Annotated in this window: 25 protein-coding genes; 13 read left to right on the top strand and 12 right to left on the bottom strand. The window is 73.6% G+C overall.

Annotated features, from left to right (window positions below; translation table 11 throughout):
- Nucleotides 1-128 precede the first annotated feature (128 nt).
- Nucleotides 129-485, bottom strand: coding sequence for an SHOCT domain-containing protein (locus tag AB0O91_RS38070; RefSeq protein ID WP_363443210.1), 357 nt, complete (start codon nt 483-485; stop codon nt 129-131).
- A gap of 152 nt (nt 486-637) precedes the next feature.
- Here AB0O91_RS38070 and AB0O91_RS38065 point away from each other — a divergent pair, with 152 nt between their 5' ends.
- Complete coding sequence (locus AB0O91_RS38065; protein WP_363443208.1) at nt 638-1,009, top strand: hypothetical protein; 372 nt, start codon at nt 638-640, stop codon at nt 1,007-1,009.
- 62 nt (nt 1,010-1,071) lie between these two features.
- On the opposite strand, the gene AB0O91_RS38060 is transcribed toward AB0O91_RS38065, so the two are convergent.
- Nucleotides 1,072-1,722, bottom strand: a complete 651-nt coding sequence (locus AB0O91_RS38060; RefSeq protein WP_363443206.1) for a beta-glucanase — start codon at nt 1,720-1,722, stop codon at nt 1,072-1,074.
- Between the two features lie 276 nt (nt 1,723-1,998).
- Between AB0O91_RS38060 and AB0O91_RS38055 the strand changes: the two genes are divergently transcribed.
- The 4 genes from AB0O91_RS38055 to AB0O91_RS38040 all read left to right on the top strand — a co-directional run bounded on the left by AB0O91_RS38055 (nt 1,999) and on the right by AB0O91_RS38040 (nt 5,627).
- Nucleotides 1,999-2,976, top strand: a complete 978-nt coding sequence (locus AB0O91_RS38055) for a hypothetical protein (protein WP_363443204.1) — start codon at nt 1,999-2,001, stop codon at nt 2,974-2,976.
- 195 nt (nt 2,977-3,171) lie between these two features.
- Complete coding sequence (locus tag AB0O91_RS38050) at nt 3,172-3,930, top strand: chitinase (protein WP_363443202.1); 759 nt, start codon at nt 3,172-3,174, stop codon at nt 3,928-3,930.
- 13 nt (nt 3,931-3,943) lie between these two features.
- A complete protein-coding gene (locus AB0O91_RS38045) occupies nt 3,944-4,756 on the top strand; it encodes a thaumatin family protein (protein ID WP_363443200.1) in 813 nt (270 codons plus the stop codon).
- 52 nt (nt 4,757-4,808) lie between these two features.
- Entirely contained in the window at nt 4,809-5,627 is an 819-nt protein-coding gene (locus AB0O91_RS38040; protein ID WP_363443198.1) for a glycosyl hydrolase, read from the top strand.
- Nucleotides 5,628-5,755: 128 nt separating this feature from the next.
- Here AB0O91_RS38040 and AB0O91_RS38035 read toward each other — a convergent pair whose 3' ends face one another.
- Nucleotides 5,756-6,385, bottom strand: coding sequence for a CBS domain-containing protein (locus AB0O91_RS38035; protein WP_363443196.1), 630 nt, complete (start codon nt 6,383-6,385; stop codon nt 5,756-5,758).
- A gap of 341 nt (nt 6,386-6,726) precedes the next feature.
- On the opposite strand from AB0O91_RS38035, the gene AB0O91_RS38030 reads away from it, so the two are divergent.
- Complete coding sequence (locus AB0O91_RS38030; RefSeq protein ID WP_363443194.1) at nt 6,727-8,715, top strand: hypothetical protein; 1,989 nt, start codon at nt 6,727-6,729, stop codon at nt 8,713-8,715.
- On the opposite strand, the gene AB0O91_RS38025 is transcribed toward AB0O91_RS38030, so the two are convergent.
- Nucleotides 8,699-9,898, bottom strand: coding sequence for an FAD-dependent monooxygenase (locus AB0O91_RS38025; protein ID WP_363443192.1), 1,200 nt, complete (start codon nt 9,896-9,898; stop codon nt 8,699-8,701). The genes AB0O91_RS38030 and AB0O91_RS38025 overlap by 17 nt on opposite strands.
- Nucleotides 9,899-10,021: 123 nt before the next feature.
- Between AB0O91_RS38025 and AB0O91_RS38020 the strand changes: the two genes are divergently transcribed.
- A complete protein-coding gene (locus AB0O91_RS38020; RefSeq protein WP_363443190.1) occupies nt 10,022-10,741 on the top strand; it encodes a TetR/AcrR family transcriptional regulator C-terminal domain-containing protein in 720 nt (239 codons plus the stop codon).
- Nucleotides 10,742-10,793: 52 nt separating this feature from the next.
- Entirely contained in the window at nt 10,794-11,594 is an 801-nt protein-coding gene (locus tag AB0O91_RS38015) for a HEAT repeat domain-containing protein (RefSeq protein ID WP_363443188.1), read from the top strand.
- 263 nt (nt 11,595-11,857) lie between these two features.
- On the opposite strand, the gene AB0O91_RS38010 is transcribed toward AB0O91_RS38015, so the two are convergent.
- The 3 genes from AB0O91_RS38010 to AB0O91_RS38000 form a co-directional block, all read right to left on the bottom strand.
- On the bottom strand, nt 11,858-12,616 hold the full coding sequence (locus tag AB0O91_RS38010) for a S8 family serine peptidase (RefSeq protein WP_363443186.1): 759 nt from the start codon (nt 12,614-12,616) through the stop codon (nt 11,858-11,860).
- A 198-nt stretch (nt 12,617-12,814) separates the two neighbouring features.
- Nucleotides 12,815-13,048 carry a hypothetical protein gene (locus AB0O91_RS38005; protein ID WP_363443184.1) on the bottom strand — a complete coding sequence of 78 codons (234 nt, stop codon included), beginning with the start codon at nt 13,046-13,048 and terminating at the stop codon, nt 12,815-12,817.
- A gap of 133 nt (nt 13,049-13,181) precedes the next feature.
- Nucleotides 13,182-13,460 (bottom strand): hypothetical protein, encoded by a 279-nt coding sequence (locus AB0O91_RS38000; protein WP_363443182.1) that lies wholly within the window; start codon nt 13,458-13,460, stop codon nt 13,182-13,184.
- A 190-nt stretch (nt 13,461-13,650) separates the two neighbouring features.
- Between AB0O91_RS38000 and AB0O91_RS37995 the strand changes: the two genes are divergently transcribed.
- On the top strand, nt 13,651-14,217 hold the full coding sequence (locus AB0O91_RS37995; protein ID WP_363443180.1) for an NUDIX domain-containing protein: 567 nt from the start codon (nt 13,651-13,653) through the stop codon (nt 14,215-14,217).
- Between the two features lie 11 nt (nt 14,218-14,228).
- On the opposite strand, the gene AB0O91_RS37990 is transcribed toward AB0O91_RS37995, so the two are convergent.
- The 4 genes from AB0O91_RS37990 to AB0O91_RS37975 form a co-directional block, all read right to left on the bottom strand.
- Nucleotides 14,229-14,663 carry a hypothetical protein gene (locus AB0O91_RS37990; RefSeq protein WP_363443178.1) on the bottom strand — a complete coding sequence of 145 codons (435 nt, stop codon included), beginning with the start codon at nt 14,661-14,663 and terminating at the stop codon, nt 14,229-14,231.
- Nucleotides 14,664-14,765: 102 nt separating this feature from the next.
- Nucleotides 14,766-16,313: an SMI1/KNR4 family protein gene (locus AB0O91_RS37985; RefSeq protein WP_363443176.1), complete on the bottom strand. Its 1,548-nt coding sequence runs from the start codon at nt 16,311-16,313 to the stop codon at nt 14,766-14,768.
- A gap of 241 nt (nt 16,314-16,554) precedes the next feature.
- Nucleotides 16,555-17,751, bottom strand: a complete 1,197-nt coding sequence (locus AB0O91_RS37980; RefSeq protein ID WP_363443174.1) for an NAD(P)/FAD-dependent oxidoreductase — start codon at nt 17,749-17,751, stop codon at nt 16,555-16,557.
- A gap of 180 nt (nt 17,752-17,931) precedes the next feature.
- Nucleotides 17,932-19,296 carry an erythromycin esterase family protein gene (locus tag AB0O91_RS37975; protein WP_363443172.1) on the bottom strand — a complete coding sequence of 455 codons (1,365 nt, stop codon included), beginning with the start codon at nt 19,294-19,296 and terminating at the stop codon, nt 17,932-17,934.
- 228 nt (nt 19,297-19,524) lie between these two features.
- Here AB0O91_RS37975 and AB0O91_RS37970 point away from each other — a divergent pair, with 228 nt between their 5' ends.
- The 4 genes from AB0O91_RS37970 (at nt 19,525) to AB0O91_RS37955 (ending at nt 22,485) form a co-directional block, all read left to right on the top strand.
- Nucleotides 19,525-20,451 carry a LysR family transcriptional regulator gene (locus tag AB0O91_RS37970; RefSeq protein WP_363443170.1) on the top strand — a complete coding sequence of 309 codons (927 nt, stop codon included), beginning with the start codon at nt 19,525-19,527 and terminating at the stop codon, nt 20,449-20,451.
- A 161-nt stretch (nt 20,452-20,612) separates the two neighbouring features.
- Complete coding sequence (locus AB0O91_RS37965; RefSeq protein ID WP_363443168.1) at nt 20,613-21,524, top strand: MBL fold metallo-hydrolase; 912 nt, start codon at nt 20,613-20,615, stop codon at nt 21,522-21,524.
- Between the two features lie 137 nt (nt 21,525-21,661).
- On the top strand, nt 21,662-22,000 hold the full coding sequence (locus AB0O91_RS37960) for a cyclic-phosphate processing receiver domain-containing protein (RefSeq protein WP_363443166.1): 339 nt from the start codon (nt 21,662-21,664) through the stop codon (nt 21,998-22,000).
- 215 nt (nt 22,001-22,215) lie between these two features.
- Nucleotides 22,216-22,485, top strand: coding sequence for a GlsB/YeaQ/YmgE family stress response membrane protein (locus AB0O91_RS37955; RefSeq protein WP_363443164.1), 270 nt, complete (start codon nt 22,216-22,218; stop codon nt 22,483-22,485).
- A gap of 105 nt (nt 22,486-22,590) precedes the next feature.
- Here the strand turns inward: AB0O91_RS37955 and AB0O91_RS37950 are convergent, their stop codons facing one another.
- The gene (locus AB0O91_RS37950; protein WP_363443162.1) at nt 22,591-24,471 is read right to left on the bottom strand and encodes an amino acid transporter; all 1,881 of its coding nucleotides are present in this window, start codon (nt 24,469-24,471) and stop codon (nt 22,591-22,593) included.
- Nucleotides 24,472-24,922 lie beyond the last annotated feature (451 nt).

Below are 24,922 nucleotides of genomic sequence, written 5' to 3'. Positions count from 1 at the left end.
ACACCTCTCCCCCACCCCCCCCACCCCCCCCTCCCCCCCCGGGCCCCCCCCCCCCCCCCCCCGGGCCCCCCCCCCCCCCCCCGCCCCCCCCCCCCCGTCCGCTCCCCCGCCCCCGGTTCCACCGCCGGTCAGCCCTCGCCCGGACCACCCGGACCGCTTGGACCACCCGGCGGACGCAACGTCTCCAGTCGGTGCCGGTACTCCTCCGCATCGATCTCGCCCCGCGCGAAGCGGTCCGCGAGCACCTGCTCCGGAGTGGGGCCGTGCCCCCAACCGTGCGGCCCGCCCGGCCCGACGCCCGGCGCTCCCGCGGCACCCGGGCCGTGCGGGAGCGGCTGCCGCGACCGGGTGATGTACCGGAACAGGGCGATGGCCAGGAGCACCAGCACCACCACCACGAGCAGTGTGACGAACGCCATCACCGCGAGGCCCCAGTTGCCCGGTCCGTGACCGGGCCCGAAGCCGTTTCCATGCCAGTGCCTCATCAGGTCCTCCTCCTCCGGCCCTGCGGGCCCGCCCGAGGTGATCGGCGCCTTATCACCATCGTGCGCCCGCGACCGGCCGAAGCGTCGTGAAGAAAGCCTGAGAAAACGTTCCTGCGAACCCCGCCCCTTCCGCCGGGGTAGCGTTGCCGGTCATGAGCCTCCACCCGCCCGACGACCACCGCTCCGCCGAGCAGCTCGTCGCGGCCGGACTGCTCCACCGCCACACCGACGGGCGCCCCGTTCCGGCGCTCGGCCGCTCCCCGATCGGCTACGTGTCCACCGCCCTCCGGGCCGATCTGGCCGCCCTCGCCATCGCCCCCAGCGCCGCCGAGGCCACCGCCGCCGCCCTGCTGCGCACCCTCGCCGACCGGGCCGTGGACGCCGCCCTGGCCCCCGGCAACGAGCGCGCCCCGCGCGACGACCTGTACGTCACCGACCCCGCCCACATCGGCCCGCACCGCCGGGCGGTCTGGTTCCAGCGCTCCGGCCCGGGCGGCCCGATCACCGCCACGTACGCGCCGTAGCCCGCCACCGCCACGTACGCGCCGTGACCCGCCACGGCCCCGCCCGGTCAGCGCCCGCCCGGTCAGCGCTCGACCGTCAGGCCGTCGCAGACCCAGCTCAGCCGGTCCGGCCCGTCGAAGGCCGGCCGGTCGTGGTACGTCCCGTCCGCGACCGACAGGTTGACGATCAGGTAGGCGTGCCACCCGGCCCCGACCCCGTGCAGGTCGGCGTAGACCAACTCGTCCTCCACGTACCAGTCCACCGAGTGCGCGCCGAGCACCACCCGCAGCCCGAAGCTCGCCCCCAGTCCGATCCCGACCCCGCCGCCGTGCCAGTAGCGGAAGCCGCCCCGGACGTGGTTGGAGATCTCCAGCAGGTCGGGGTTGTCCGGGTGGTACTCGAAGAGGTCCACCTCGTTGCCGCCGTCCCGCCAGGTCCAGATCGCCGGCCAGGCACCCAGCTCGACCGGGAGCGTGACCTGGGCCGACACCACGTCCCCGGTCTGCACCTGGAAACCGTCCGGACTGCCCTCGGTGGTCAGCAGGTTGCACGTCCAGAGCCCGCCGGTGCGCCGCCGCACCGCGCTGAACACCCCGTCGGGGCAGTAGTCGTGGCTCAGGTAGTCGAGCTTGTGGTCGCTCCGGTTGGTCGGTCCCATCCGCGGGTACGCACTGCTGCGCCCGGCGGTCCACTGTCCGGTCGAAGTGAAGTCCGCGTCGAACACGACTGTCACGGCCGCCTCCGCAATGCTCCGGGGCCCCGGCAGTCCGAACCGCCGGGCACACAGAGTGAGTTACCCGATACACTCCGCAGTATGCGAAGGGGTTGCCACCGCCCGCCACCAGCGCGGCGACCGACGGTGCGAAAGGCGGCCTTCCGGGCGGCGTTCGCGGCAGCTAGCGTACGAACCGCAGACGCCGTGACGGACCGTCAGAGATCCCGTCCGGGCCTGCGCGGTACGGACGGGACGCCGTGTCCCGTCATCCGCCCACCGCACCCTGGAGATCCCATGAGCCGCACCTCCGCGTCCCGCCGACTGCGCCTGCTCGCGCCCGGCGCCGCCTGCCTCACCCTGTTATGTTCCGTCGTCGCGACCGCGACGCCGGCGCAGGCCTTCAGCGGGGGGAACCACGAGAAGATCACCCGGGCCGCCCTGGGGGCCGCGGGCTGGCACGCCAACTCGCTGACGGCGATGGCGGACGGCAACTCGGGCGCGATCGTGGCCAACGACCACGGCGACTACTTCGGCATCGGCGAACTCCACTGCGACAACGCCGACTACCTCGACCCCCGGTACGACGGCCACTACCCGCGCAGCCGCGAGCAGGCGAACGCCGAGATCATCGACTGCATCGGGAGCTCGATCGACCACGTCAAGCGGGCCGTCGCCGCCGCCGACCGGCTGGTCGACGCGAAGGGGCACGTGGTCGGCGCCCAGACCTCCATCTCCCCGGCCTGCTCGTGGAACGACCGCCCGGGACGGGCGAAGTGCGAGGTGCTGGAGGACCTGGGCCGCGGCTGGCACCAGATCGAGGACTTCTACGCCCACAGCAACTGGGTCGACCACCCCGGCCCGGGCGCCGTCGGCGTCAGGAACCCCCCGGGGCTCGGCAGGACCGACCTGCCCGCGTTCTTCTCGATCAGCCGCTACAGCGGCATGAGCCGCGCCGACTGGGTCAAGGACGCCACCGGCCACATCCCGCACGACCTGGCGACCGGCTGCTACCCGGACCGCGACCACAGCGGGACGGTCTCCAACTGCGCGAACCGGGTCACCCACGACGGGGTGCTGAACAAGGACACCAAGGACAGCCCGCGCTCGACCGTCGGCGGCAACTTCGACCACGCCTACGACCTCGCCGTCAAGGACATCACCCGCCAGTGGAAGGAGTTCAAGGACGAACTCCAGCACAGGTACGGCAACGGCCGGGCCCAGGCGATGGTCTGCGCCATCACCCATGACCACCCGGACAAGACCTGCGGCTGACGCGCCGCCGCAGCGACCGGCGTCCCGCGACCGGTGAGCCCGTGGGCCGTCGCAGGCGCGGTCCCCCGGGCGCGACCACCACGGGGGCGCGCCCGCGGAGGACCGCCCGACGGCCCGGCACGCCCGCCCTCGCACGACCGGCGGCCCTCCGCCGCCCGTCCGGAGAACCCGTCAACCCCCTCAGGAAGGTCGGACATGTCCCTTCGACGTTCAACCCTGCGGATCGCCGCGGCAGCGGCGGCCGCATCGGCCCTCGTGCTGCCGCTCTCCGCCTCGGCCTCCGCCGCCCCCGGGCCGCGGACCGGAGCGGCGGGCGCGCCGGCGGCGAACCAGGCCGGCTTCGTCGTGAGCAAGGCCCAGTTCGACAGGATGTTCCCGAACAAGAACCACTTCTACACCTATGACGCACTGGTCGGGGCGCTGAGCGCCTACCCCGGCTTCGCGCACACCGGGAGCGACCAGGTCAAGCGGCAGGAGGCGGCGGCCTTCCTGGCGAACGTCGGCCACGAGACCGGCGGCCTGCGCTACACGGTGGAGCAGAACACCGCCAACTACCCGACGTACTGCGACACCGGCCGGCCCTACGGCTGTCCGGCCGGACACGCGGCCTACTACGGACGGGGGCCGCTCCAGCTCAGCTGGAACTTCAACTACAAGGCGGCCGGGGACGCCCTGCACATCGACCTGCTCCACAACCCCAACCTGGTGCAGACCGATCCCCGGGTCTCCTGGAAGACCGCGCTCTGGTACTGGAACACCCAGTCCGGGCCCGGTTCCATGACGGCCCACCACGCGATGGTCTCCGGTGCCGGGTTCGGTCAGACGATCCGCAGCATCAACGGCGCCCTGGAGTGCAACGGCAGGAACACCGCGCAGATGCGGGACCGGGTCGACCTGTACCAGAAGTTCGCGAAGATCCTCGGCACCTCCCCCGGTGCCGGGCTGACCTGCTGAGCGGAGAGAAGCCATGCGCAAGCTACTGATCAGGCTGTTGGTCGCGGCCACGGCCACCCTGACCGCGGTGCTGCCGACCGCAGCGCCGGGTGCCGCGGCGACGGACCCGGCGGCGACGGCCGCCGCGCGGTCGGCCCCGGCCGCGCCGGGCGCGGCGATCGCAGCGGTCGACCACACGGTGACCTTCGTCAACCACTCCGGGCAGAAACTGTGGATCGGCAGCGGGGTCAACGCCGACGGGTCGAAGCAGTTCGGCCGGCTGCCGGTCCTGGCTCCCGGCCAGTCCGCGACGGTGACCGTCCCCGAGACCACCGCCCCGTTCCACTGGCGCGGAAAGTTCTTCGCGCGGCAGGACTGCGGCGGCACCTCCGGCAGCACCTTCCACTGCCGGGTGGGCGACTGCGGCCGGTTCGCCGACCACTGCACGACGGGCGAACAGCCCACCAGCCTGGCGGAGTTCAACTTCGACAGCAAGGACCGCGCCGCCCCCTGGTACGACGTGAGCTACGTCAACGCGTTCTCCCTGCCGGTCACGATCACCCCGGTGAACGCCACCCCGGCCGGCGGAGGCTGCGAAGCCCGGGGCTGCACGGCGAGCCTGCTGCCCTACTGCCCGCCCGCCGACCTGACCCGCGGGCCGAACGGCAAGCCGCTGCTGTGCACCAACCCCAGCCGGGACACCCCCAGCGACTACAGCCGCGCGCTCAGCGCTCGGTGCCCCAAGGCCTACACGTGGTCCAAGCAGGACCAGGTGCCGGGCAACAAGGTGATGCAGCAGTGCAGCCACTGCAAGGGCTTCACCGTCACGTTCGGGCCCGCCGCGTGAGCGACCCGTCCGTGGCCCCGTCATGTCCCCCGCAGGAGAGGAGAGGAGCACCGTGCGACCCCGCACACGTCTGTTCGCGGCCCTGCTCGCGCTACTGACCTGGCTCGCCGTCGGCGCTCCGGCCGACGCGTCAGCCGCGCCCGCGAAGAAGAAGGGCGTGAGCGCCTGGAACTTCCCCGACGTCACCAGGGCGCTGGCCGACTCCCGGGTGGGCTGGTTCTACACCTGGGCCGCGGACCGCCAGCAGATCAAGCCGCCGGCCGGCGTCGAGTTCGTCCCCATGATCTGGGGTGCGGCCTCGGTGACCGACGCGCAACTGAGCACGGCGAAGAAGGAGGGCAGGACCCTGCTCGGGTTCAACGAGCCCGACCTGCACGGGCAGGCCGACATGAGCGTGAACCGGGCCCTCGACCTGTGGCCGCGGCTCCAGTCGACCGGGATGCGCCTGGGGGCACCCGCGGTCGCCGGCGGCGGCGACGTCGCGGGCGGCTGGCTCGACCGGTTCATGCAGGGCGCCGCCGCCCGGCACTACCGGGTCGACTTCATCCCCGTGCACTGGTACGGCTCGGACTTCCGCGCCGATGCCGCGACCGGTCAGCTGCGGGGGTACCTCGAGGCCCTCCACAACCGCTACAAGAAGCCGATCTGGCTCACCGAGTACGCCCTGATCGACTTCTCGAAGGGCACCCCGCGGTACCCGACGCCGGACCAGCAGGCCGCGTTCGTGACGAAGTCCACCGCCATGCTCCAGGGCCTGCCCTTCGTCGAGCGCTACGCGTGGTTCACGCTCTCCGCGGACCGCGGCGGCACCGGGCTCTACAACCGGGCGACGCCCAACCGGGTGGGCACGGCCTACCGCGCGGCCGGCTGACCGTCCGCCGGGCCCACCGCGCGGCAGCCCGACCGCTCGCCGGGCCCACCGCCACCGCCTCGGATCCGCCGCGGGCCGGTCGCCCGGGGATCAGCCGACCGCTGACCACCCGACCGTCCGGTACCCGCTCAGCCGACCGAGGCGGTGGCGCCGCCGGCCCGGAGCCGGTCGGTGACCGAGACCACCCCGTCCACCGAGCGGCACAGGTTGAGCACGATCGGCACCAGGTGCGCCTCGGGCACGGTGCCGCTGAGCACCACCCGGCCCTGGTCGACCTCCACCCCGATCTCCGCCGGGCTGACCCCGTCGATCCGGCCGAGCACCTCCTCGACGATCTCCCGCCGGATCACCCGGTCCTCGCGCAGGAACACCCGCAGCAGGTCGCCCCGGCTCACCATGCCGATCACCCGCCCCTCCTCGTCCAGCACCGGCAGCCGCTTCAACCCGTGCCGGCTCATCAGCCGGGCCGCCGCGACCACGCTGCTGTCGGGCGTGGTGCACACCGGCTGGGCGGTCATCAGCTCCGCCGCCGTCACCCCGCCGCCCGGGCCGGCCGTCGCGGACTCGGGCGCGGGGAGCAGGCTGCCCGGATCCTCCTGGGCGGCCAGCGTGCGCAGCAGGTCCGCCTCCGACACCAGGCCGAGCGGTCGCCCCTCCGGGTCCACCACCGGCACGCCGGTGATGTCGTACTCGGTCAGCAGCGCGACGATCTCCCGGAAACCCGTCTCGGGCGCGATCCGGACCACGGGAGTGGTCATCACAGTTTCGACGGTGGCATGCCGCACGCCGGTTCACCTCGTCCAACGATGCTGATCCGATCCGGCGCGGATCGTCCCGGCCGGTATCGGCAGCATGACCCGCGACCGTACGAACCGCCAGGGGCCAAGGGGCCGAACGGGTGGGACCAAGGTCCCTGACCTGTGAACACTCCCCCGACAGCCGCCCCGCCGACGCGGTCCGGGGCCGCCCGGCGAACGGGAGCGGGCCGGCGCCGCCGCGCCCCCCGTCTCGTGCCCGCTCCCCCGGACGGCGCAACCATCACATGATCGACTCGTTGGACCGTCCACCACGACAGCACGCACGGCACCGGGAGGGCCCGTTGGCAGGACGGACGGTGGGCGCGGCGCCGGCGGCGCACTCGGTGGCGGAGGCCGAGGCGGCGCTGGTGCGCCACTACCGCAGGCTGGTCCGGCTGGCGTACCTGGCCCTGCCCGCCGACCGGGACCGGCACAGCCGGGTGCTCGCGGCCCACGCGGCCGTCCAGCGCGCCCTGCCCCTGCCCCTGCGCCGGGCCCGCCGCCTCGACGACCCGACCGGCCCCGGACCCGCCTGGACCGGGACAGTCGAGGGCGGAGCCGTCGAGGCCGGGACCACCCGGACCGGGACCGCCCGGGCCGCGACGGCCGCCACCGACACCGCCGACACCGCCGCCGACGACGCCACCGACGGGACGGACCAGGTGTACGCCGCGCTGCGCCTGCGGGTGCTGCGCGCCGCCCTGCGCCCGCGCCCGGGCGCCCGGCTGCTCGCACCCCGGGTCTGGGGGCTGCGGCTGTTCACCCCGCACGGCGGCGAGCAGGACGCCGAGCTCGACCACGCGCTCGCCGCCCTCGACGCCCCGGCCAGGGCGGCCTTCGCGCTGCGCGTGGTGGAGCGGCTGAACGGCCCGGCGGCGCTGGCCGTGCTGGGGGCGGCCGGGGTGGCTGAGCCGGCGGCGGCGCTCGCGGCGGCCGCCGAGGTCCCGGCGGGGCCGGATGCGGAGCCGCCCGCCTTCGACCCCTGCGCGGTCCGGGTGCAGCCCACCGACCTGCTGCGCCGCCGCCGGACGCTGGTCGCCGCACTGGCGGCCGGAGTGCTCGGACTGACCACCACGGCGGCGGTGCTGGGCGGCGGTTCCGGTCCGGCGGCCGGCCCCCTACCGACCGCTGCACGGCCCGTGGTCGCCGAGGTCGACCAGGCCCGGCTGGTCCGGGTGCCGCCGGACGCCTGGGAGCACACGGCGCGGATCGACTTCACCGCCTGGCCCGCGCGCGGCGACCGGCGCGAGGACGGCGCGCTGATCGGCCGGGCGCTGGCCGCCTGGTCCCAGCCGGGCCCGCGGACCCACGCCGAGCCGGGCACCGACTCCGCCCCGCCCGCGACCCCGCCGCAGCTGCTGTTCGCCGGAACGGTGGACGGCACCGCCGTGGTGGTGCTCTACGACGGCCGGCGGATCGCCCGGTACACCGACGGGCACGACGGCGGGCTGGACCTCGCCCGGGCCGACGACACCGGCCCGACCACGGCGGGCGCGGTGGTGCTGAGCCGCCGGGGCACCGCCCTGCGCTACCTGCTGGCGCCCTGGGTGGAGACCGCCGAGACCCGGCGGATCGACCAGCCCGACACCCCCGCCCGCCCGCTGGACCACCCCGACGGGATCACCGCCGCCGTACCGGGCGGCGGGATCGCGGACTGCCGCGGCGCCACCGTGCTGCAGCTGCGCTCCTCGCCGGTGATCGCCGAGAAGCACACCTTCGTGCTGGCCGACCTGGGCGGCCTGCTGCCCGTGCACCTCACCTACACCCCGCTCCCGGACCGCAACCAGCCCGCCCGTTCACCGCGCGAGGCCACCGGCCCGGACGCCCTGGTGGCCTGGGCGCGGGCCGGCTGCGCGGTGCCGGACGCCACCCCGGGCGTCAAGCAGCTGAACCTGTGGGCCTTCGCGGTGCAGCCGCTGCCGCAGAACGGCGGCTCGGCCGCCTGGTTCTGCCTGCGCGCCGACCGCTGGACGGGCGACGGCAGCGCGGCCACCGCCGTGCTGCTGCCGACCGCCCGGGGCGTGCAGCGCACCGGCGGCGGTCCGGGCCGCTCGTGCAGCCGGTTCGAGCAGGACACCGTGGCCTGGACGTGGTGGCACTCCCCGCAGGGCGCGGACTACCTGCTCGCGGCCGGCAGCCGACGGGTCACCCGGCTCACCGTCAAGGGCCCGGACTGGTCGGCCGACCGTCCGGCCCCGGACCGCACCCTCGCCGTCGAGCGGCCCGCCCGCTCCGCCGTCCAGGTCGAGGCGGTGCTCGACAGCGGCAACCGGATCACTCCACCCCGCTGAGGAGCGCGCCGTAGTCCGGCAGTTCGACGCTGGACACCTGCTTCCCCAGCTCCAGCATCCGGTTCAGCACCCACCGCCGGTTGAGCAGCCCGTTGCGCAGCCGCAGTCCGGCCCGGGTGCGCGGCGCCAGGAACGGGCCGGTGCGGTCGCCGCCCTTCTGGCAGCCCCGGGCGTAGCCGCGCAGCAGCCGCTCGTAGCGGGCGAAGGCCGTCCGGTGGTCGCCGCGGGCCCGGGCCAGCTCGCCCGCGAGGACGTACGCGGCGACCACCGCCGTCCCGGTGCCCATCCCGCCGATGGTGGCACCGCAGGCGGCGTCGCCGAGCAGGGCGATCCGGCCGGTGGACCAGCGGGGGACGTCGGCCCGGCTGATCGAGTCGAAGTACAGCTCGGGTGCGGCGTCCAGGCTGCGGAGCAGCTCGGGCACCCGCCAGCCGAGGCCGGCGAAGGCGTCCCGGACCAGCGCCTTCTGCTGCCCGGTGTGGTGCCGGTCGTAGCGCAGCTCGGGCGAGGCGAAGAGGCAGAAGGCGCCCGCCCTGGCCGGGTCGCGGGGGTCCGCGCCGACGGACATCAGTCGGCCGGGGACGTTCAGGGCGGCCCCGTCGGCCGGCAGTCCGCCGTCGTTCGGCAGCTGCCAGGTCGCCGCGTAGTAGCCGAGGTGGCGGACGAAGCGCCGCTCGGGGCCGAAGGCGATCCGGCGCACCGTGGAGTGCAGCCCGTCGGCGCCGACCACCAGGTCGAACTCGCGCGGTGCGCCGTGCCGGAAGGCGACCCGCACACCGTCCGGCGTCTCCTCCAGGGTCTCGACGGAGTCGCCGAAGACGTACTCGGCGCGGGCGGCGCCGTGCCGGTGCAGCACCTGGGCCAGTTCCCCGCGCGGGACCTCCACTTCACCGCCGGCGAAGTCGCCGGGCAGGTGCAGCAGTCGGCGGCCGTCCTGGTCCACGAAGGTGATCGGGCTGCCGCCGGTGTCGAGGGCGCGCAACTCCTCCAGCACGCCCATCCGCTCCAGCACGGTGAGGTGGGTGCGCCCGCGGAAGTCGACGTTCTGCCCGCCGCCGCGCAGCGCCGGGGCGAGCTCGACGACGGTGACCTCGAAGCCGTACCGGCCCAGCCAGTGGGCCAGCGCCGGGCCGGCGATGCTCGCGCCCGAGATCAGCACCCTGGTACGCGCGGACGTGCCCATGGAAACCCCTCCATCGGTGTTTCGAAAAACTGTGTCCATCGGACACTGTTCATTGCTGTGTACGGTAGACACAGTTGGCGGGCGAGGGCAAGCCCGGCAGGTGGCCCGGGACGGGAGCGGACGATGGACCAGGCGGCGAACGACACGGTGCGACTGCTCTGGGAGCACCCGGCCCGGCCGACCCGTGGGCCGAAGCCGGCCCTCAGCCTGGAGCGGATCGCCGCCGCGGGCGTCGAGGTGGCGGATGCGGAGGGGCTGGGCGCGGTCTCCATGCAGAAGGTGGCCGGGCTGCTCGACTTCACGAAGATGTCGCTCTACCGCTACGTCCCCGGCAAGGCCGAACTGGTCGCGCTGATGGTCGAGTCGGCCGTCGGCGAGCCCGCCCCAGCCACCGAGGGCACCGACTGGCGGGAGCAACTCACCGCCTGGGCATTCCAGTTGACCGCATCCTTCACCCGGCACCCGTGGCTGCTGGACGCCACCCTCGGCCCCCGGGTGCCCGGCCCCAGGGAACTCGCCTGGCTGGAGCGGGTGGTGGCCGCACTGGACGGCCACGGCCTCAGCGGCGCCGAGCGGATGGACGCCGCCGTCCTGATCGCCGGCCATGTGCGCAGCATCGCGCAACAGGCCCGCGCGGCAGGCCCGGACGGCTCCCCCGAGGCCGGTTTCCTGGCCGCCCTCGGCACCGTCGTGCACCGGAACGCCGACCGCTACCCCGCCGTGGCCGCCGCGCTGGCCGAGCCCGGCGGACACGACCGGGCGCTGGACTTCGGCCTGGCCCGGATCCTGGACGGCCTGGGCGCCCTGATCGACCGTCGCACCGGTCCGGGACCGACGGCCTGACCGCCCGGAAACCCGTCGAAGCGGCACCGCCCCGGCCGCTACCATCCGCCCCATGGCGATGTTCGTGCACCTGACCTCCACGGCGGCCGCCCCGCGGATCCGCCGCGCCGGGATCCGGGCCGACAGCCGGGGCCAGGGCGGCGTGCGCGGGGTCTACTGCTTCCCCGTGCTGCCCTCCTACACCCTCACCCACCAGTGGCTGCGCGAGCTGGCCCGGTTCGGCCCGAAGGGGTCGCTGGCCGCCGTGCACCTCCGGCTGGCCGACGCCGAGCAGGTCCTGGTCGGGCACTACCGGGACCGCGCCGAGGACGCCCAGCGGTGGCTGACCGCCGCCGAGGCGGTCGCCCGGATCGCCGCCCTGCCGGACCCGCGCGGCTGGGAGGTGGTGCTGCCGCGCGCGGTGACCGCCCGCGAGGTGCACCGGATCCGCGCCGTGCCCCAGGTCGCGGGCTGGCGCTACCTCCCGAACGCCCACGGCACCCGCCCCTGCACCTGCTTCGGCTGCCGGATCCGCGGCGAGTACGGCAGCCGTCGGCTGCGCGAGCGCCACCCCCACCCACTGGACGGCCCACCGCCGCCCGCCCCCGTCCTGCTCACCCGGATCGACGCCGCCGGCGACCCCGGGGAACCCGCCGCCCTGCGCGACGCCCTGCACTGGTTCGGCCTGCGCCGCCGCGGCCCCCTGGACCGCCTCACCCGCCTGGCCACCCACCCCGACCCGACCGTACGCCGCGAACTGGTCTGGGCCGTCCACCGCTGGTCCACCCCCGGAGTCGACCACCTCCTGGACACCCTCGCCACCGACCCACACCCCGACGTCCGCCAGGCCGTCACCGACGTCCGCACGCTCTAGCCACCGGGCCGGAGCACACCCCCGGACGGCTCCGGCCCCGGCAGACACGGGGCGACCGCGTCACCAGATGAACCGCTGCGCGCCAAGGCCATCTCCGGCCACAACGCCGTCCCGTTGTCCAACGGGGTGATGTGCCCGACCGTAGGTGGCCCGGCAGCTCGATGCGGCCCGCCGACGGACCTCTCGGTCGGGGGCGGGCTGCCGGCGCGCGGGTGAAGGCGGGTGGCGTCCCGGCGCAACGGCAGGCCTGTCGGCCGCCCGCGTCACAAGTCGGCGCGAGTGAGCGCGAGATCGGGGGCGAGGACACCCGACCCGTATCGCTCGCTGTCGCCGTGCGGTGGCCGCGCCGTGTCACGCAGGCGGGCGATCACGCGCGGGGAGTCCCAGTCCGGGTGCGCGGATCGGAGCAGGGCGGCGGCCGCGGAGGTGTACGCGGTCGCGGCGCTCGTGCCGCCGTCGCCGGTGCAGACGGCGAAGGCGGTGGTGGAGTCGGTGCATCCCCGGCTGTAGAGCGGCAGGTCGGCGCCTGGCGCGGAGATGCCGAGGCCGGGGCCCCAGGTGGAGGACGGCGACAGCCGGCCGTCGGGGCCGGTGGCGCTGACGGCCAGGACGCCCGGGTACGCCGCCGGGTAGCTGATGGGGTCGCTGTGGCTGCCCGAGTTTCCGGCGGCCGCGACGACGACGACATCCTTGCTGAGGGCGTAGCGCACGGCCTCCTGCCACGGGTCGAGTGGACCGGGGAGGCCGAACGAGAGGTTGAGGACCTTCGCTCCGTGGTCGGCGGCGTATCGGATCGCGTCGGCGTCGCGCCGAGCCGTGACCTTGGGGCTCGGGGTGACGGCCTTGAGGGGCAGGAGGGTCGCGCCGGGTGCGAGGCCCGGCAGGCCTCGGGCGCCGTTGATCAGTGCGGCCATCATGGTGCCGTGCGACAGCAGTTGGTCGTCGTCGGTCTCAGGGGTCCCCGAGTCGGTGAAGTCCAGGGCCGGCAGGCGCGGCCCGGTCAACGCGGCGTCGGCCTGCACTCCCGCTGTCGACCAGGGCGACGATCACTCCCGCTCCGGTGGAGCTCTTCCAGGCGGCGGTGGCGTTCATGGTCCGCAGCGGCCAGGAGAGTTGAGCGGTCTCCGGTGACACGGGGACTGACGCCGGGCAGAGCGCGGCCACGAGGGCCGTCAGCGCGAGAATGCGGGCCGTCCCTCGTGTCACGTTCCGATTGCCTTCTAGGAGTAGTACTTGTGCATGTCGTCGGAGACCAACCCGGTCCCGTGGTGGAGCGATGCGCTGGAATACGTGCTGCGGATCCGGGCCGCCTGACTCGTGCGCTGCTGCTCGATCAGCAACCCGACCATGTCGTCGGTTTGGGAACGACGCAGCCTGTCCCGCCGGGCAAGGTAAACGATCGCGGCGATGACTGCGAACGCCAACCCGGCCAATAGTGCGACAACGGTTCCCATGTCTCTCCCCCTTCTTGAATCGATGAGCCCAATCCGACAGCGGGGCGACCGAGCGGGACGGAGCGCCCCACTGGAATGGCCATCCGCCTACCGGGCCCGGAGGTGGGAGCCGGCCCCACCTCCGGGCGGAAGATCAGCCCCGACCGCGCAGGCCGCCGGCGAACGTCACCGCACAGGTACGGACCTTGTAGGCGAAGTAGTCATCTCCTCGGTAGCCCTTGTTCCACCAGGACATGACCCCTTCGCGGGCCTCGCGGGTGGGCTGGAAGTAGGTGGTGCATCCGGCGGGACCGTCGTAGTCGCAATGCCCCTCGGTGACCGTCTGCGCCGCACTTGCACTCGCCGCACCCCCGAGCACGGCCATCGCCGAAACAGCCGCAGCCGCCACCACTCGACGTACACCCATCTTCATCTCGCCCTTGATAGACGAATCCCTTGACCGGGAACATTCAAGAGTCTTACACGAAGCATCACGCAACGGTCGAAATCTGAGCGAATATTGAGCTTCCGACTTCTCTCCCCAGAATCCTGGCCACGCCGAAGATCTAGGACACCGAGCACCAGCCCACCGGAGACGGCGATCGGGGCATTCGCCCGAGCCGGTGGACCACGAAGTGGCACCGAAGCCGGCCGACTTGCCGAACGGGCTGAAGCCGCAGCAGCATGACCACCGCACCGCCGCCACGGCATGCCAGGAAGGGACTTCCATGCAACCTGCCCGCGTGAGAACGGCCGCCTACGTGACCCGCGATGCTCCCGGCGGCCGGGAGTTGCTCGTTTTCGATCACCGCGATCATCCCGAGGCCGGCACTCAAGTGCCGGCAGGGGGCGTGGATCCCGGTGAGCTCCTCATCGACGCGGTCCTCCGGGAGGTCACGGAGGAGACCGGTGTCACCGCCGTCACACTCGGCGCAGCCCTGGCCGTTCAGCAGCGGCCGCATCCGCACACCGGCCAACCCCGGGTCACCGTCTTCTTTCACGCGCAGACCGCCGAGACCCGCGACGCCTGGACACACACCGTTGCAGGCCGAGAGCACGACCAGGACCACGGCATGGTCTTCCGGTGCTGCTTCATCCCGGTACAGGAGGCAGCAGGTCTACTGGCTGACGACCAAGGCGAGTTCCTTCCCCTCCTCGAGAAGTCCGGCACCCCGACGACCACCTACTGATCACGATCCGGCTACCGCGACGAGTCCTCGAAGTACTCGAAGCCCGTCTCCAGCTCACCCCGGAACGCCAGCGCGTCGGGGCCGATGCCGAGGGCGCCGAACAGGATGTCCAGCGCCGCGTCGACGTCCTGTTCCGACCGCTTCACCCAGACGAACGTGCTCGGGTCGACGGCCCCCTCGAGTCGGCTGAGCGCGAAGTCCACCCGCTGGATGCGGAACATGGCCACCTCGACGGGGCCCAGGTCTTCCCAGCCGCGTTCCACCGTCAGCCGCAGGCGGTCCGCAAGCGCCTTCAACGGGGGCTTCACCCCCGCTACGAGCCGGAACGTGCCGGCCGCGTGTTCCCACATGCTCTGCTGGAACGCGGGGTTGCTCCCGGTGTAGTACGGCGGGACCGTTGCCGGCTGCCAGTCCGGCTCCGGTCCGGGCACTTCGATCTCAGCCACAGCCCCGCCCTCCGCCAGAACACCGCTTCGACAACGTCCGTGCCCACGCTATCCGAGGGAGCACGCCAGGACCCGACCCGCCCGACGTCTCCGGCCACAGCGCTAGGAGGCGTCCCCGACCGTCCCGGAGAGGCGGTAGGCCGTGGAGGTGTCGACACCGAGGGCGGCGAGCAGGTCGAGGGCTGCGGCGAGGGGTGGGGCTCCGGCCGTACGGGCGGCGGCCAGGCGGGCGGGGAGGCGGCCGGCGGCTATCAGGGGCGTCCACTGGGTGGTGGAGAGGGCCAGGTAGCGCAGGCCGGGGAGGTCGGCCAACAGCGTCAAGTCCGGGGTGGGGCAACGGGACAGGTCGAGGGAGCGCAGCGCGGGCAGGGTGCGGAGTGGGGTGAGGTCGATCGGGGTCTCGGCGCCGATGGCGAGTGCGGCGAGGTGCGGGTGGCCGGTGAGCGGGGTGAGGTCGGCCCCGGGGGCCAGGTCGACGGCGAGGTCCTCGACGGGCAGTGCCGCGACCGGGGAAAGGTCGGTGGTGGCACTGCGGTTGAGGTGGAGGCGACGCAGGTGCGGGGTGGCGGCGAGGGGGGTGAGGTCGACGGGTGACGGGGCGTCGTTGAGGTGGATCGCCTGGACACCCGGCGTGAGCCGTTCGTCGAGGTCGAACACCACCCGCTCGCGCGGCTGATCGCCGTCCGGCTGCGGGGCGTACGGGTCGGGCAGCCCCAGGGTCCGGCCGAGCCAGGCGGTGACGGAGGAGGCGACGTAGCGCGGGCCGTCGTCGAAGTCACGGCCGACCTGGATCACCTGGCCATGGCGGCCGTTCACGGCTGGAGCGAGGTCCACAGCCAGGAAGTTGCCGTCGTACCCGGTGGCGATCGGGAGCCAGCCCGGATGCCCCGAGCAGCGGCGCACCGTGTTCGGCGGGTCGGCGTCGAAGACCACCTGGTTCCAGTCGAGCTGCCAGCCGAACCAGGTCGGGGCACTGATGTAGTCGTCGTGCACGGCCAGGGCGTCGTCGAGCGACAGCCAGGCGTACCCGGCCAACACCTCACTGCCACCGGCCCCGTCGGCCTCCAGGTACAGCGCCCGCAGGTCCGCGGGCAGCGGTCGGCCGAGGCGGCGCTCGGCGGCGGCGAGCTGCTCCTCGGTGACGGGCGCCGGCAGCCCCGGTTCGGCACCGGAGCGCTCGGCGGGCCCACGCAGGACGGCCCGCAGCCGCTCGACCGCCTCCGCCGCGTCCCCGACGGCCCGGTGCGGCTCGGACGGTTCTGCGGTGTCGGCCGCGCCCGGTTCCGAGGGGTGGAAGTCGGGGTCGACGGTCAGTGTCCAGCCGTCCGCGGGGCCGCTGCCCGGCTCCAGCGCGTCCCGGAACACCACCAGGTCGAAGGTGCCCGACGGGCGGCAGGTCAGCTCCAGGACGATGGCCTCCCAGCCGTGGCTCTCCTGGAACCGGTCCCTCAGCACGGCGAAGCCCTGGTACGGGAGCGACGCCCCGAAGAAGGCGCCCGGACGGCCCGGCACCACGTAGCCGCTGCCGGACAGGCCGGTGCTCCCCCGGCTCGCGTGCCCGCGCAGCACACACTCCGTCCAGCCCTCCGGCGCGCGCACGACGGCCTCCGCCGCGATCTGCCGCGCCACCTGTTCCACCGTCAGGTCCATGCCCGCCCCCTCGTCCGTCCTGTTCGGGCGATCATGTCAGCAGGCTCTGACACAACGACCGGCCAGTCGCCCGAGTGGCCGGCAGCGATGCCCGAGGCGGCCGTGACCCGGCTGACGGCGCCGCCGTGCTCGCGGGCGGGACGACCGAACCACGCGGCCCCATCGGGACCGCTGCAGCCCGCCGCCTCGCCGACGACCTCAGGCACAGGTCAACCGGTGAACGGCATGACCGGACGTCCGCTCAGGCCGGCTCCTCGGTTTCGCCGAGGATGGCGAGCAGCCTGCGGGGCGCGTCCTCGCTCTGCAGCAGTTCGCCGAACCTCTCGCCCTCGGTGGCGGACCGGGCGGCGCGCGGGAACATCTCCCGCTCGTACCCGGCGAGCGCGGCCTCGACGTCGCCGGGGTGGGCGGCCAGGGCCAGGGCGAGTTCGGCGCCGTCCAGCATGGCCAGGTTGGCACCCTCGCCGTTGGGGATGGTCAGGTGCGCGGCGTCGCCCACCAGGGTCACCCCCGGCACCCGCTCCCACCGGTGCCCGGTCGGCAGGGCGTGCAGCGGCCGCAGGACCGGTGCGGTGTCGCTGTCGGTGATCAGCGCGGTGAGCTCCGGCGCCCAGCCCTCGAACTCCGCCGCGATCCGGGCCACGGCCGCGCCGGCGTCGCCGAAGCCGAAACCGACGCCCACGCCGACGCCCGCTGCGCCTCCCGGGCCGTTCACGCCGTCGAACCACTCGCGCGGCCTGGACAGCATCACGTAGGTGTGCAGGGTCCCGCCCTTCTCCCGGTGCGCCCCCAACTGCGCCTGCCCCGGCTCGATCGCGAACATCGACCCGCCCCCGACCGCCCTCGCCGCGGCGGGGTGCCGGGTGTCGGCGTCGTACAGGTAGGTCTCGACGAACGACATGCCGCAGTACTCGGGCACGGCGCCGGACAGCAGCGGCCGAACCTTCGACCAGGCGCCGTCCGCGCCGACGAGCAGGCCCGCGACGACGGTCGCGGCGGCTGCGCCGGATCCGTCGACGAAGGTCAGCTCGTGGCGGCCGTCGCCGAGGGCGCGGACCCCGCCGACCTTGTGCCCCCACCGCACGGTGCCCTCCGGGAGCGCGTCGAGCAGCATCTGCCGCAGCTCGCCGCGCTGCGCCTCGGGGCGGCCCCCGGTGCCGTCGTCGCTGCGGTCGAGCAGGACGCGCGCGTCCCGGTCGAGGACGCGGATCGCCTGGCGGCCGTCCAGGACGAGGGCGCGGAACTCCTCGGTGAGGCCGGCCGCGGCCAGGGCGGCCTGCCCGGTGTCCTCGTGGATGTCGAGCATCCCGCCCTGGGAGCGGGCGTCCGGGGAGGCCTCCGCCTCGTAGACGGTGGCGGGGATGCCGTGGACGTGCAGGACGCGGGCGAGCGTGAGGCCGCCGAGTCCGGCGCCGATGATCGCGATGTCAGGGGTCATGGTGGTGCTTCCTTGCCTGTCGCGGGCCCGCCGGCCGGGCGCCGGCGGGCTCTGACCGACACCGTCCCAGCGCGCACCGGCAGGGCGCTGACAGGCCACCGGTACGGGCCGCCGGCCGCTGTCAGGACACCGGTACGGCAGGTGGGCCCGGCGGCCGCGCCACCCGGCCCTCCGGGAGGTCTACAGCTTCTTCGCCTCCCGGACGCTGTGCAGGTGGATCAGGCCGTCGTAGGCCTGGCCGATGGCGACCACGGGCGTCGGGGCGACCGGGAACTGGGTGCCGAAGCTGTACGTCGGGCGCGGGACGTCCAGCCAGTTGCGGGCCGCCACCGGGGCCTTGCGCAGATCGGCGTAGTAGTCGCGGTACCGGACCTGGTCGAGCGTGTACTCGTTCGTGCCGACGCCGGCGGCGGGGACGGTGAACGTCTTCCATTCGCCGAGGAGCGGTTGGTCCTTGGAGAGGAAGGAGCCCTGGTCGAAGGTGGTGCCGAGGGCGAGGTAGTCCGCGCCCAGGGTGTCGCGCAGGAACGAGCCCTGGGTCTTGGGATACATCGCGGGGTCGGAGGCGGCATAGCCGACGTGGTCGTCCTGGGCGGACAGCAGGACCTTGCCGCCGAGGTGCCGCTGCCACCACGCCGTGGTGTCGGCCATCACCTGGTCACGGTAGCGCTCCATGGCGGTCACCGAGGTCTGGTCGGAGAGGTCGATGGTGAGGAAGGTGTAGGTCTGGGCGATGTTGCGGGCGTTCTGCAGGGCGAAATCGAAGTCGCCGTTGCCCGACCTTCCCTGACGTTCCATCAGGTCGATCAACTGCTGCGCCGCGGCCCCGTTCTGCCGGCGTTCCGCGAGCGGCCGGCTCAGGTACTCGCCGATGGCATCGTCGAGCGGACGCAGGGTGGTGAAGAGCTCGGTCAGCTGCGGCAGTGACTCCGGGTGGGTCCGCCGGACGTAGCCGGTGACCGCGTCGAAGACGCGGGCGTCGAGCCTGGGCGCGCTGATGTCGTCGCCCGTGAAGTGGACCGGGCGGTCGGGGTGCTGGACGTTGTGGTCGCGCATCCACTGGACGAGGGTCACGAACTCCTCGCGGTCCCAGGGGGAGTCGGCCATCGTCTCGTGCACGACCTGTCGTGCGTCACCGTTGCCGTGCTGGAGGTAGTCGTCGATGCGCAGCCCCGCCGACCAGCTCATCTCCAGGGTGAAGGTGGTGAATCCCTTCTTCTCGACGAGGTAGCGGAAGAGCCGGTCCTTCAGCGCGAAGAACTCGTGCGAGCCGTGCGTGGCCTCGCCCACGCCGACCACCTTGGCGTCGCCGACCATCGCCCCGAGGGCACGCAGGTCGGCCGTACCGGTGCCCGGCTCGGCCGACAGCAGCGGGTGGGCGATCCGGTCCAGCGCACGGACGGGGTCCGACACGGCGGCGGACGCGGACGCGGACGCGGACGCGGACGCGGAGGCCGCCGGTGACGCGTACGCGACCGTCGCGGGGGCCGCCGCGGCGGCCAGGACGAGCGCCGCCGCCACCAGTCGGTTCCTGTGCGCAATCATGTGATGACTCCTCAGCCCGATGGATTCCGATCCCCGTTGAGAAGATCATCACGTCCACGGCAGTCCGGACGCTCTGGGGCCGACCCGACACTTTCCCGGGGGATAACCCCCGGCCGGGGGCCGCAGCCTGGACGACGCCGCCCGTCCGCACCGATCGCGCGGGCGGACCAGGGTGTCGGGGGCTTGCCGTAGCCTGGCGGGGCCCTACTCCCGATGCGGTTGGGATTCATGGAACTTCGTCAGTTGCGGTACTTCGTGGCAGTGGCGGAGGAACTGCACTTCGGTCGCGCGGCCGAGCGGTTGATGATCGTGCAGTCGGCCGTCAGCCAGCAGATCGGCCGGCTGGAGCGTGAGCTGGGCGTCGCGCTGTTCGACCGCTCGGCACGCCGCGTGCGGCTGACCGCCGCGGGGACGGCGTTCCTGCCCGGCGCCCGTGAGGTGCTGACAGCCGAGGAGCGGGCCCTGGAGCTGGTGGGCGGATTCGTCGCCGCAAGGGAGCGGGTGCTGCGCCTCGGGACGAGTCGGGGAATGGGCGTGCGGTTGGAGCGGGTGCTGGAGACGCTGGAGCGCAGCACGCCCGGCACCCGGGTGGAGCTGGCGTCGGCGGCGCCGGACGAGCGCCTGCGGCGGGTCGCCGACCGGGAGTGGGACGCGGCCTTCGTACGCGGGGAGTGGGCGGCGCCGCACGGCGTGCGGCAGATCCCGGTGTGGCAGGAGGAGCTCCTGGTCGCGCTGCCGGCCCGCCACCCGCTGGCCGGGAAGGGCCCGGTCGACCTCGCCCGGCTCGCGCGGCTGCCGCTCCACCTGACGGAGCGTCGCAGCAACCCGCCGCTGGTCCACCTGGTCCTGGGGGCCTGCCGGGACGCCGGATTCGAGCCCCTGCCCGGACCACCGCACAGCTCGCTCCAGGACACCCTCGCGGCGCTGGGCGCCGGTGTCACCGGCTGGACGGTGGTGTACGCGGTCCACTCCCACCAGTTGCGCGGCGGTCAGGTGGCCTTCCTGCCGGTGCGTTCCCCCGCCGGGGCGCCGGGTGCCGGTCCGGGGCTCTGCCTGCCCACCGTGCTGGCGGTGCACAGCGCCGCCGCCCCCGAGCGCGTGCGCTCCCTGCTGGAGGCCTGCCGGGAGGCGGCACGCGACGATCGCGATTCGTGATCGTCGCGGACTCGAAGTGCCACTGGTTCACAGGCTTCGGCCGGAGTGAACTGGACACCAGCGGCCGCCGGACCCGACCGGTCGCCCGGCGTCACACTGCCCCCGCGTCGGACCGGCGCCGACCGAGCCCACTTCCACCTCCGCACCCCAGGGAAGCGATCATGACGACCACCACGACGGGCCGCGCCACGGGCCGGACCCCGCTGACCGAGCGGCTTCGGCGACCGGCGACGACCCGGTCCCTCCGGCTCGGCGACACGAAGGTGACGTACGTGCCGGACGGGGCGGTGGAACTCAGCGGGCGCGGCTGGTTCCCCCGCAGCACGGACGCGGACTGGGCCGCCCACCCCCAGTACCTCGACGACCGCGGCAACCTGACGGCGGGCATCGGTGCGCTCCTGGTGGAGCGGGGCGACCGTGCGCTGCTGATCGACACGGGCTTCGGCCCGCAGTCGCTCCCGGCCCAGCCGGGCAGTCCGCGCGGGGCCATCCACGGCGGCGCCCTGCTCGACAACCTGGCCGCACTGGGCCGCCCGCCGGCCACGATCGAGGCCGTCGCCATCACCCACCTGCACCTCGACCACATCGGCTGGGCCTGGCATCCCGCCCCGGACAGCGCCACGCCCGCGTTCGCCGGCCGCGACCTGCTGGTCGCCGAAGCCGAATGGGCCCACCGCCACACACTGGCGGCGCGCGGCGTCACCGACGACATCCTCCGGACCATCGCCCCGCAGGTGCGCACCGTCGTCGACGGCGAGGAGGTCTTCCCCGGGGTCCACGTCCTGCTCACCGACGGCCACACCGCCGGGCACGCCTCCTACGTCATCACCGGGGGCGGAGAGCGGCTGATCGCCTTCGGGGACGCCATGCACTCGCCGATCCAGGTGGACCACCCCGATTGGTCGGCCGCCGCCGACCTCGACCCCGACCGGGCCGCGCACGAGCGCCGACGCCTGGTCACCGAGCTGGCCCGGCCCGGCACGATCGGCTTCGGCGTCCACTTCGCGGACGTGGTGTTCGGCCGGGTCCGCCTCGACGGCGAAGGCCCCGCCTGGCGCGCCGTCCTCGACTGAACCGTCCCGCCACTCCCCGCGTCCGGAGGACCGACCGGAGCCCGTGACCGAGCCATTGCACAACCGTCGGGCCGTCAGCGCCTTCCGGCCTCCGCGCCCGCGCCCGCGTCCGCGCCCGCGTCCGCAATGATGGTCAGATGAACAAGGAGCCCTCCACGCCGACGCCCGTCATCCTCGGCATCGACGACCTCCGGCCGCTCCCCAGAGCCACCCGGATCGCCCGCACCAGCCGCGAAGGCCTCCGGCTCCTACAGGAGCACCGCGACACCTACATCGACGAACTCTGGCTCGACCACGATCTCGGCGGCGACGACGACATCCTGCCGGTGGTGACCCTCCTGGAGGAGGCCGCCTTCAACGGGCAGCCCTTCCGGATCGGCACCGTCTTCGTCCACAGCGCCAACCCGATCGGCGCCGCAACCGTCGTCCAGGCACTCACCCGCTGGAACTACCCGGTCCGCCGGGCGACGGCCTAGTGCCACGTCGGGCAACCTTCGCCCCGAACAGGTGCTGAACCGCGAAGCCCCGCCGGGAGGCGGAGCGGCACTCATCGCCTCGGCCGGGCCCCTCACCTGCGACGTCACGCCCCGAGGTGCCCGTTCGGCCGAACCGGGTGATCATGGGACGAACCGCGACTTCGGCGAGTCGGCGCGTCGGTGCACTCCGGCGGCGCCGGAAAGGGTGGACCGCGATGTTCCAGCTCCTGTGGATTCTGCTCATCGGCTTCGTGCTCGGCGTGCTCGCCAAGCTGATCCTGCGCGGACCGCAGTCGATCCCCTGGTGGCTGACCATGCTGCTGGGCGCCGCCGGGGCCTGGTTGGGCAACGCCGTGTCCGGTTGGATCGGCGTCCGCCACACCTCCGGCATCGACTGGATCCGTCACATCCTCCAACTCGGCTTCGCCGTCGCCCTGGTGGCGTTCGTCTCGCCGATCTGGAGCAAGAACCGCGCACCCCGCTGAGCAGGCCCCGGTCCGGGCCGGATCGTCGGTACCGGGTGCGGCACTCGCGTCCGGGCCCACCGAACGGGCCCGGACGAGAAAGTCGACACCAACGACCGCGCCGGCTCAGCCCACGTGCACCGCGGGCCGCCGGCTGCGGTCGGGCTCGGCCTCGCGGAGCACCTCGCGGGTGACCGGCGCGATCTCTCCCTGGCCGAACAGGAAGAACCGCAGGAACTGGGCGAACGGGTTGCCCTCGGTCCACTCGAAGTAGATGTGCGGCTGCTGCCCCGTGAGGTCGCGCACCCGCAGCAGCAGGGCGGCCAGGGCGTTGGGCACGCTGGAGCTGTGCAGCGACAGCACCCGGTAGCGGTCGTGCAGCACCTCGCCGTGCACGGTCAGTTCGGCCTCGAAGTCGGACGGGTCGAGCACGGTGACCTCGACGAAGACCAGGTCGTCCTCGGCCGGGATGTCGTTGTCCCGGCGGATCTGGCGGACCTTGTCGCGGTACTCGGCCAGGTCGCGGCTGTTCGGCTCGTTGGCGATCAGCCGCAGCGGGCGGTGCATGTAGTCCCGGACGAACCGCTCCGCGACCTCGTCCAGCAGCACGTCGGTGACGCGCAGCTCGAAGGCGCGCTTGAGCCGGGAGAGGAAGGAGACCAGCATGATGCCCGCGATGAAGCAGGCACCGATCTTGACGCCGTCCGGCCGCTCGGCGATGTTCACGGCCGTCGTGTAGAGGAACACCGCGGCGATCACCCCGAAGGTGATGCTCCAGCGCCGTTCCCGGGCCTTGCGGGCGGCGATGGTGACGGCGACGGCGGCGGAGCTGATCAGCACCAGCACGCCGGTGGCGTAGGCGCCGCCCTGGGCGTCGACGTTGGCGTCGAAGATCCAGGTGACCAGGAAGGCGATCAGGGTCAGCACGATGACCGTCGGCCGCACGGCGCGGGCCCAGTGCGGGGCCATGCCGTAGCGCGGCAGGTAGCGGGGCATCAGGTTGAGCAGTCCCGCCATCGCGGACGCCCCGGCGAACCAGAGGATGGCGATGGTGGAGAGGTCGTAGACGCTGCCGAAGGCGCTGCCCAGGTTCTCGTGGGCGAGGTAGGCGAGCGCCCGCCCGTTGGCCTGGCCGCCGGGCTGGAAGGCGGCCTTGGGGATGAGCAGGGTGGTGATCAGGCTGGTGGCGATCAGGAAGACGCTCATGATCACGGCGGCGGTGGTGAGCAGGCGCCGGGCGCCGCGGATCCGGCCGGTGGGCCTCTCCTCGGTGTCGTCCGGGTCGCCCTCGATGTGCGGCATCACGGCCACGCCGGTCTCGAAGCCGGACAGGCCGAGCGCGAGCTTGGGGAAGACGATCAGCGCCACGCCGACCATCGCGAAGCCGTTGCCGTGCTCGGCGGTGAGCCCGGCCGTCCAGTCGCCGAAGACGTGCGGCTCCTTGAGCACGTGCCAGATGCCGTTGGCCACCACGACGACGTTGAGCGCGAGGTAGACCACGACCAGGACCACGGCCAGGCCGATGGCCTCGCTGAAGCCCTTGAGGAACACCGCGCCGAGGAGCGCCACCAGGATCAGGGTCAGCATCACCTGCCGCCCGGAGAGGACGCTGTGCAGGTGGGGGTTCTCGATCAGGTGCGCGGTGGCGTCGGCAGCGGACAGGGTGATGGTGATCATGAAGTCGGTGGCCGCGAAGCCGAGCAGCGTCAGCACGAAGAGCTTGCCCTGCCAGAACGACAGCAGCCGCTCCAGCATCGCGATCGAGCCCTGGCCGTGCGGGCTCTCGACGGCCACCCGACGGTAGACCGGCAGCGCGCCGAACAGGGTGACCAGGACCAGCACGATGGTGGCGATCGGCGACAGCAGACCGGCCGCGAGCGCCGCGATGCCCGGCTGGTAGCCGAGGGTGGAGAAGTAGTCGAGGCCGGTCAGGCACATGACCCGCCACCAGTGCGCCCCCTTCTCGTGCGGGGCCTCCGCGTGCGGGCCGGGGTGCTGCTTGGCCATGTCCGACAGGCCTTCGAGCATCCACGCCCGGAACCGCGAACCCCGCGTCGAAGCGGCCGTTCCCGACCCGGCCGAACCCGAGGAGACCACGTACACCCCTGTCCACGACTCGGCCGGCCGCCACACGGTTCCGGACCCCCAAGGCCGCCGGACGGCGGGCCTGGTCAGGCTAGGTGACCGGGCCCGGGGCGCCCGGCAACCGCGGGCGCCAACACGCCGGGGTGCGCCCGGACGGCCCTCCCGGGTGGCGGCCGCCGTCCGGCCGTGCCGGCGGATCCGGCGCGGCGGTGGGCCCGCCCTACCCGATCGGGGTATAGATGTCCGCGCAGCTTGACCACCGGTGTTGACGCAACCGGTCCGACCGGGGCTCGGCACGGGCCGCGGTCGGCGCACCCGGGGGTTCGGCGACGGGCAGCAGACGGGCAGCAGACGGACGGCAGGGAGACAGCGG

The organism is Kitasatospora sp. NPDC089797 (assembly GCF_040684795.1).
GTDB lineage: Bacteria > Actinomycetota > Actinomycetes > Streptomycetales > Streptomycetaceae > Kitasatospora.
The sequence above is the reverse complement of the archived record's forward strand: the minus strand, read 5'-3'. Positions and strand labels throughout refer to the sequence as shown.